Consider the following 7,998-nt stretch of genomic DNA (forward strand, 5'->3'; position numbering starts at 1 on the left):
TTATTATAGTGAATTAAGCTTAATTTAATTTACCGAAAAAGAAAGGGGCTGGCAGCAGTATTTTTTCCAGCGCATACATCGTCAGATGAACACGCTGGGATACAGGAATTCACAACGTGATCAGGCTGACCAGCGTTTGATTGCCCAACTTTTTTGCTGCGAAGGTGTCAGGAAGGTCCAGGCGACAAAACGGCTGATCTTGTTACCATGCACCATTTCGACCGTGCGGACATCTGTCGCGCCTTCTTCGCGAAGTGCATCATACAATAACGGCAGCGTGGTTTTTTTGGAAACCAGCACGGTATACCAGAAACAGTTCTGCGCCTTACCGGCACTTTCTTCTGCCATGCGGACAACAAAGGCTTCTTCCCCGCCCTCACACCATAATTCGTTGTGCTGACCACCGAAGTTAAGCTCCGCCGTACCCGCACGTCTGTCCAGACCGAGATTCTGGCGTTTGCGCTGGCTACCGGAGGCCGCATCTGCCGCCGACGCGTGGAATGGCGGATTACATAACACTGCGTCGTAACGCTCATCGTGGCGGATAATGGTGTCGAGAATACGCTGCGGTTTCGCCTGTAAACGGAAACGCACCTGGTTGGTCAGTTGCGGGTTGGTGGCGACGATTTTTTTAGCCGCCGCCATCGATACCGGATCGATCTCACTGGCGGTAAAGCGCCAGCCATATTCGCGCAAGCCAATAATCGGATAAATACAGTTCGCGCCAACACCGATATCCAGCACAGAAATGTCTTTTCCCTGCGGGATATTGCCATTATTGCTGCCAGCCAGTAAGTCAGCCAGATGATGGATATAATCCGCACGCCCCGGGATTGGCGGGCACAGATAGTCAGCCGGGATATCCCAGTTTTCAATCTGATAGCAATCGCGCAGTAAGGCACGGTTCAGGGCTTTTACCGCCTGAGCATTGGCAAAATCAACCGACAAATCGCCCCATTTATTTTCGACCACGAACGGTGCAAGTTCCGGGCTGCTGGCAATCAGGGCCGGGAAATCATAGCGGCTGCGATGACGATTTCGCGGGTGAAGACCGCTTTTTTCCTGAGGGAAGACTTTCTTTTTTTCCACCTGAGTGACTCTCCGAAAGGTGTGCGCGACGCATAAGATATGCGATGGGGCGTTAGATATTCATCAATGGCGCACAAGATACCACAAAGTGCCGCCGCCTGCCGGATGCATACAGGCTGAGACGGGCACATAAAAACGGTCACCCCCCGGTTAAATCGGGTAATGTACAAATCATAGTCTTTATGAATTATTTGCTGAGGAAAATCATGAGCACTGATGATCGCTACTACTATGAACCCGCTAAAGGCCACGGCCTGCCCCATGACCCGTTAAATGCCATTGTCGGCCCGCGTCCGATTGGTTGGATCTCATCACGTAATGCCGCCGGACAGCGCAATCTCGCGCCCTACAGCTTTTTCAACTGCTTCAATTACCGCCCGCCGATCATCGGTTTCGCCAGCAGTGGCTGGAAAGACAGCGTGGCAAACATTGTCGAAACCGGTGAATTTGTCTGGAACCTGACCACCCGCGGGCTTGCCGTTAAAATGAATGAGAGTTCGGCTTCGCTGGAACACGGCGCGGATGAGTTTGAATTCGCGGGCCTGACGCCACAACCCGGCAGCCTCGTTGCCGCCGACCGCGTACTGGAAAGTCCGGTGAATTTTGAATGCCGGCTCACGCAATGCATTCAGCTGAAAACGGCAGCCGGCGGCGATATTGATACCTGGCTGGTCCTGGGCGAAGTCGTGGGTGTTCATATTGCCCGGCATTTACTGGTTGATGGTGTGTATCAGACGGCCCTCGCTGAACCGGTATTACGCGCGGGTGGCCCTTCCGCTTACTATGGTATTTCCGAAGATTTGCGCTTCGATCTTATCCGCCCGGACGCCCGCTGAGTTCAGATTCAGCCCAAAAAAAGCCACCGCACGATGGATACCGGCGGTGGCTTTTACAGGCGTATTATAACGTGCTGGCGTAACTATTTACGGCCGTAATTCTGCTCAACAAAATCGGCAAAGTCCTGACACATAGCATCATCGCCGTCCGCGCTGTCTGCCAGGATCAGCGTGCCATCCACTACGCGGATATGTACATTCAGGTCAAAGTCCGCTGCAGGCTGCTCACGTTCTGATGCTTTTTCAATCGTCCGCTGCGCGTCCTGCCAGGCCGCATCCACCGTCTGATTACAGGCCTGCGCCAGATAATCCGGATTAAATCCTTCACCGGTCAGACTGCGCAACGTATCGTCGTGACTGACGCTGTTCCCCGGCGTCCAGTAGTGTCTGGCCAGATCCGGGCCAATGGCCGGATTATCGGTCAGATAGCCATCACGTTTAAGGAAGAAGGCACGCGTCTGTTCAACGGCCATCATCGCCAGCAGATAACCCTGATAGGAACAGGCAGATTCCATAGAAAGTAAGTGCGGAATGGCAAGCGTCGGACGCGGACTGCCGGTTACGCCCAGAATATGGGTTTCGACATCACGCGCCAGCGCTGTCATGGCTTCCGGTGTGCGCTTCTCATCCGGCCACTGATAAAGCTGCCACTCGAAATACGGCACCAGCAGAATGTGGCGTTCATTGAAGGAACGCATCGGCTGACGGGCTTCAATGCTTGCACGGATCAGTTCATCCGGCACCGGTTCACCCGCAGTATTTTTCGCGTAACGCTTCAGCCAGTCTGCATCTTCCAGCAGGCTGTCGCAGAACATGGACTGCGTTTCCGCATAGGCCATCGACGTCGGCGGAAATTCCTGCGAGAAGCATGGCGCATTCTGGCGGATATTGGCGAAGTGCGCCGCATGTCCACCTTCATGGAACAACGTATTCAAACCATTCGCACCACTCCCAATCTGATCAGGTTTCGCCAGGCTGGTGAAATTGATCACCGCCGGCACCCATTTACCGTTGTCGTAGAACGGCGGTACCGGCCCGTGCATAAAACCATTTTCAAACTTGCCTTCGCGCACCAGTAAATCCAGCTGCATCTCTGCACCGTTAAAACCGATATTCAGGCGTTTGAAACTGTCTATCCAGCGACGCAGGGAATCAGCGAACGGGAAGTAAGGATCGAGCTGACGGGTGACGTCACCGGCGCTGGCAAAGCGAATATTCCATGGCAGCAGCGCGGCGTCGCCTTCACGCGCCACCAGTTCATTGAGGCTGCGGGTGTTGCTTTCACGGGTTTGTTCTTCGAAACGATCAAGGATGGTGAATAACTGTTCCGGCGACATGCGCTCGGTTTTATTCACTTTGTAGTCGAAGTAATTGCGGTAACCAAGCTGACGCGCAAAGCGGTTACGCAAGCCAATCAACTCAGGTAAACCGTTATGCAGCAGCCAGTCCTCCAGTTCGCGCAACGCATTTTGCGAGCTCCGGCGATAAGCTTCGTTTTCGTTATTCGCCTGATTAGTCAGCAGCTCACCGAGGGAGGCATTAACACGCTCGCCTTTGCTGTTGATGTGCGTCATACGGTACTGCTTACGTTTGCCGAACAGTACGGATTCCGCCTGAATAATTTCATCAAGCAGCGCCTGCGCTTTGGGGTCTTCAATCACATTGCAGTCAAAGAAATTCAGCCAGCCATGCAGGCCATGCAGCAAGACATCACGCGTCTCACTGGCAGGTTCTTTTTCGACGCGGGTAATTGCATCACGTAATTCCTGCGGGCGGGAAGGTTCAGCGATAAAACGTTTGTAAGCCGTTTCGGCAGCGGAGAAAGCGGCGGAAACGCTATCATCACCGGTGCCCATATAGTATTGCCAGAATAAATTCTCTTTATCCTGATGGACTTTGAGGTAATCGCGATTGAGGGCGTTAAAGTAGTCCTGAGCCTGTGTCATGCATTCGTCTCTGCTGAAAGTTAACGAGATTATGCATTGAGTGTATGTTCGCAAAGCGGTTATGTCGATATGGCAGAACCGCTTTTGATTGTCAGGCTGGGGTGTGCGGAGATCAGTTTTTCTTAACAAATTCTGATTTGAGTTTCATCTGACCGAAACCGTCAATTTTGCAGTCGATGTTATGATCGCCCTCGACTAAGCGGATGCCTTTCACTTTAGTGCCGATTTTCAGCATTGAAGAACTGCCTTTCACCTTAAGGTCTTTGATCACGGTGACAGAATCGCCATCCGCCAGCAGATTACCATTGGCATCTACCACTTTCAGCACATCATCATCCGCAGCGGCATCGCCGTTCATGGACCACACATGTCCACATTCAGGGCAGTTAAGCATTTCACCGTCCTGCCAGGTGAATTCGGATTTACAAGTCGGGCAAGCGGGCAATGTTTCCATAGTTAAGTCTCCATAAATATTTATAAAAAAACGAATGAAATCATAAAATAAATTTCGTAGTTCCTTTATTTTAACGTTTAACCCCCCTTTTGAACAGGGTAACGGAGTTTTTGGGGAGCTGAGACAAACCTAAACGCAGGATTTATAGAGTAATAAGGGCTGTTTTTTAACTCCTCCCCTTCGCAGGGGAGGGAGCGGATCGAGTTCGCCAGAACGTAATCAGAAAATCTGATCCACAATCATTTTCGCTTCGGCCATATCGGCACAAACGCCGGTCGCCACCAGGCAGCACATCAGTTGAGTCAGTATTGCCTGCGGGATAGCGCGCTCGCCATTCAGACACTGGGTGATGTACGCGACGGTGGTCTCCACGTCTTTGGTTGCCGGTACGTCCGCGCTGAAAATCTCTTCCTTTTCTGCCAGTACACGCTGTTCACCACCGGCGATAAAGTGTGTCTGCGGGAAGCGTGAAGGGTTAGCATACACTTCACCTTCGGTGCCCTGTGTCAGAAGTGCACGGCCATCAATCTGGCGGAAGAACGACGAAACACGCTGCACATATTCAGGGTGCGAAACGCTTGATAAACGCAGGGAGTCCTGGCCGGTAAAGGGTGTGATAAGTTTCGCCAGTGTATGGCTGCTGTTTCGCACCCCCAACTGCCAGCGCAACGCGAGTTGTTGACTGACCGGCGGGCAAAGTACGGAAACCGGCACAAATACCGGCGCGTTAGCGGCATCTGTCAGTTGTTGCGCGTCCTGCTGGCTTTGCGCTGCGCGGATACCCAGCGCGCGGAAAATCTCAGCGCTGGTGATGCGGGTCGGATCTTCATCCACGCCATGCACCAGCACCGGCAAACCAAGACGGCTGAGCAGGATCGCCAGCAGCGGCGTCAGATTCGCCTGTTTGCGTGCACCGTTATAGGAGGGGATCACCACCGGCAGCGGGCGCTCAGCAGGTGCCTGAAGGCGCATTACGCGCTCCTCCATCGCCTGATAAAAACCGAGCATTTCCTCTTCCGCTTCGCCTTTAATACGTAACGCAATCAGCAGCGCACCGAGTTGCAGATCCGCCACCTTGCCCGCCAGCATGTCGCGATATAACGCATACGACTGCTCACGATCCAAATCGCGGGCGTGATTTTTACCCCGTCCTACTTCTTTGATGAGTCTGGTGTAATCCATCGTAGCCTTACCTTAATCTGTGCAAGCATATATGGGTGCAAAGACGCTACCGTCTGCGCGTGCGGCGGCGAACCGGGTCTTTCTTCGCAGCCTTGAGAATATCCGGGCGCTTCACTGAACCGGGCGCGGGCATTTCACGGTGTTCAATCGGGAATACCGGCAAAGCAGCCAGCAGGCGTGCACCATAATTTTTGGTCAGCAGGCGCTTATCGTAAATCACGATTTCGCCCGTACATTCATGGCTGCGGATCAGTCGCCCGACCTGCTGAATCAGATTGAATGATGCGCTGGGTAAACTCTGCACTTCAAACGGATAACGTTTCAGCGTTTTCAGCCACTCGCCTTCCGTCAGAATAACCGGACTGTCGACAGGGGGGAAAGCGATCTTATGGATGTGCACCTGCGTCAGCAGTTCCCCTTTGAGATCTAAGCCTTCCGCGAACGATTGCAGGCCGACCAACACGCTGGTGGTGCCGGCCGCAACCCGTTTACGGTGTTCCTCAACCAGCCGGTAACGCGGCTGATCGCCCTGAACCAGTAACATCAGACGTAAGTCCGGTAACAGGGCTACAAATTGTTGTAACGCACGGTTGCTGGCAAATAACACCAGCTGGCCGGTATGCAACCCTTTCGCCAGTTCAGCGCGGAAAAAATCCGCCATTTCCCCGATGTGCGCGGCTTCATTCGCCATCACCGGCTCCAGCGTCATTTGCGGAATGACCAGCTTGCCCTGCGTAACATGGCTGAACGGCGAATCCAGACTGACAAAGCGGTCACCGGCCTTTTCCGTCAGTCCGCTCATTTCCTGAAGCCGGGAAAAACTGTTCAGTGAGCGCAGTGTCGCGGAAGTGATGACGACATGCGGCACCTTTCGCCACAGCATTTTTTCCAGTTGTTCACTGACACGGATCCCCGCGCAATGAAATACCAGATGTGTCTGGTTATCGAAATAGGAACGCGTTACCCATTTACCAATCGGTGCATTCGAGGCTTTATCCAGCGCCGCCAGTCGCCACAGTTTACTCATGGTTTCGAGATAACCCTGCATGCGGCTCATATGTAAAATCGCGCGGTGTAAACGCAAAATATCGTGCTTGCCGGTTTTCTCGCTCAGATCGTTGACCATGTATTCTGCCAGGCTGCGCAAACCATCGGTGAGTTTAAACAGGCGGCTGCATTGTTCAGTCAGTTCCGGCGGCAAAATGCCCAGTTCAAAGCGGTACTCCGCTTCCGGTTCAGCAGGCGGCAGAGACTGGCTGACCGATTGCTCGACCAGCACCAACAGTTCGCGCATTTCAGCGCAGTGATTATGCAGGCGTTCCGCATTGGTCAGCGGTGGCGGATTTTTCGGGGTGAACAGCGTCAGACATTGCTCAATCTGGCGCACAAAGTTATCCAGTTGCAGGTTATTCCACACCGCCGTAATTTCGGCATCGACTTCCAGTGCATCCCGCGCCACGTCCGGTAAATGGTGGCCTTCATCCAGCACCAGCAGCAAATCTTTCGCTGGCGGCAATACCGATTCAGATTCCAGCGCGGCCATCACCAGTGCATGGTTGGTCACTACTACATCGGCGCTTTCAATTTCTTTACGCGCCACAAAGTACGGACATTCGCGGAAATAATGACAGTTACGGCTGAGGCAGTTGGCTTTGTCCGTGCTGATTTTTATCCACAGCGGATCGTCAATCGTTTTCTGGTAATGATCGCGCAATCCGTCCCACTCGTACCGGGAGAGTGCGGTTTCCAGCGTTTTACAGAATTTCTGCTCCTCTCCGCTGGAAGGTGCCAGCTCATCGCCGAGGAATAACCCGAGATCGCCCTGCGCATTCTCATTACTCATTGCCGCCAGGTTGCGCGGACAGACATACCGACCACGCCCGAACGCGCCCGTGAATTTCAGGTCAGGGATGATTTTTTTCAGCAGGGGTAAATCCTTACTGAAAATCTGATCCTGCAACGCCACATTCGCGGTGCTGACGATCAGCGGTTTTTCTTCCTCGCGGCTGACGGCAATGCCGGGGATCAGGTAGGACAGCGTTTTCCCGACGCCGGTTGGCGCTTCGATGGCCAGATGCCGTGCCGAGTCACCCGAGAACGCTTTAGCCACCTCTGCAATCATCTGACGTTGCGGAGCGCGGGAAATAAAGTCCGGGATTTGCTGTTGCAGGGCTTTGTACCACTGGCTTATCTGATTTTTTACTGCGGGGGAAAGCGCCATGCATCTCTTTTTAGTTGAAAGTAAGACCGGAGTGTCAGCGGCTATTGTCACACAGACCGGCGGCTGGCGCAGCCCGAAATCGCGGATCCGGGCATTTGGCGTGGTCGAATTTTATGGAGAAAAAAGGGAGGACGTGTAAAAAAAGAAAAAGTTCATTTCTGACTGTCATAAATTGATCACAAATATACGGTAAAAAACTCTCGCTGAGAAAAATCCGAGCCCACACGGAATGCACAGCAAAAAATGATGATTAACGTCTTTCCATAAGAC

Annotated in this window: 7 protein-coding genes; 2 read left to right on the forward strand and 5 right to left on the reverse strand. The window is 53.0% G+C overall.

Going from position 1 to position 7,998, the window contains the following annotated elements:
• Positions 1 to 120 precede the first annotated feature (120 nt).
• Positions 121 to 1,089 carry a 23S rRNA (adenine(1618)-N(6))-methyltransferase RlmF gene (gene rlmF / locus J1785_RS05800; RefSeq protein ID WP_129952407.1) on the reverse strand — a complete coding sequence of 323 codons (969 nt, stop codon included), beginning with the start codon at positions 1,087 to 1,089 and terminating at the stop codon, positions 121 to 123.
• Between the two features lie 206 nt (positions 1,090 to 1,295).
• On the opposite strand from rlmF, the gene J1785_RS05805 reads away from it, so the two are divergent.
• The gene (locus J1785_RS05805; RefSeq protein WP_129952406.1) at positions 1,296 to 1,925 is read left to right on the forward strand and encodes a flavin reductase family protein; all 630 of its coding nucleotides are present in this window, start codon (positions 1,296 to 1,298) and stop codon (positions 1,923 to 1,925) included.
• An 83-nt stretch (positions 1,926 to 2,008) separates the two neighbouring features.
• Here the strand turns inward: J1785_RS05805 and J1785_RS05810 are convergent, their stop codons facing one another.
• The 4 genes from J1785_RS05810 to dinG all read right to left on the reverse strand — a co-directional run bounded on the left by J1785_RS05810 (position 2,009) and on the right by dinG (position 7,728).
• Positions 2,009 to 3,871: a M3 family metallopeptidase gene (locus J1785_RS05810; RefSeq protein WP_217219006.1), complete on the reverse strand. Its 1,863-nt coding sequence runs from the start codon at positions 3,869 to 3,871 to the stop codon at positions 2,009 to 2,011.
• 112 nt (positions 3,872 to 3,983) lie between these two features.
• Entirely contained in the window at positions 3,984 to 4,325 is a 342-nt protein-coding gene (locus J1785_RS05815; protein WP_129952404.1) for a zinc ribbon domain-containing protein YjdM, read from the reverse strand.
• A gap of 219 nt (positions 4,326 to 4,544) precedes the next feature.
• Positions 4,545 to 5,507, reverse strand: a complete 963-nt coding sequence (gene ybiB / locus J1785_RS05820; protein ID WP_129991254.1) for a DNA-binding protein YbiB — start codon at positions 5,505 to 5,507, stop codon at positions 4,545 to 4,547.
• A 46-nt stretch (positions 5,508 to 5,553) separates the two neighbouring features.
• Positions 5,554 to 7,728 carry an ATP-dependent DNA helicase DinG gene (gene dinG, locus J1785_RS05825; RefSeq protein ID WP_129952402.1) on the reverse strand — a complete coding sequence of 725 codons (2,175 nt, stop codon included), beginning with the start codon at positions 7,726 to 7,728 and terminating at the stop codon, positions 5,554 to 5,556.
• Between dinG and J1785_RS05830 the strand changes: the two genes are divergently transcribed.
• Positions 7,727 to 7,867: a hypothetical protein gene (locus J1785_RS05830; RefSeq protein WP_165385175.1), complete on the forward strand. Its 141-nt coding sequence runs from the start codon at positions 7,727 to 7,729 to the stop codon at positions 7,865 to 7,867. The two genes, dinG and J1785_RS05830, sit on opposite strands and share 2 nt — an antisense overlap.
• Positions 7,868 to 7,998: the final 131 nt, after the last annotated feature.

This window comes from Rahnella perminowiae, from assembly GCF_019049755.1.
Lineage (GTDB): Bacteria > Pseudomonadota > Gammaproteobacteria > Enterobacterales > Enterobacteriaceae > Rahnella > Rahnella perminowiae.

Excerpts from the sequence above, each read along its gene's own strand:
- J1785_RS05805 (WP_129952406.1), top strand. The coding sequence starts at position 1,296 with ATGAGCACTGATGATCGCTACTACTATGAACCCGCTAAAGGCCACGGC.
- J1785_RS05810 (WP_217219006.1), bottom strand. The coding sequence starts at position 3,871 with ATGACACAGGCTCAGGACTACTTTAACGCCCTCAATCGCGATTACCTC.
- J1785_RS05815 (WP_129952404.1), bottom strand. The coding sequence starts at position 4,325 with ATGGAAACATTGCCCGCTTGCCCGACTTGTAAATCCGAATTCACCTGG.
- ybiB (WP_129991254.1), bottom strand. The coding sequence starts at position 5,507 with ATGGATTACACCAGACTCATCAAAGAAGTAGGACGGGGTAAAAATCAC.
- J1785_RS05830 (WP_165385175.1), top strand. The coding sequence starts at position 7,727 with ATGCATCTCTTTTTAGTTGAAAGTAAGACCGGAGTGTCAGCGGCTATT.
- dinG (WP_129952402.1), bottom strand. The coding sequence starts at position 7,728 with ATGGCGCTTTCCCCCGCAGTAAAAAATCAGATAAGCCAGTGGTACAAA.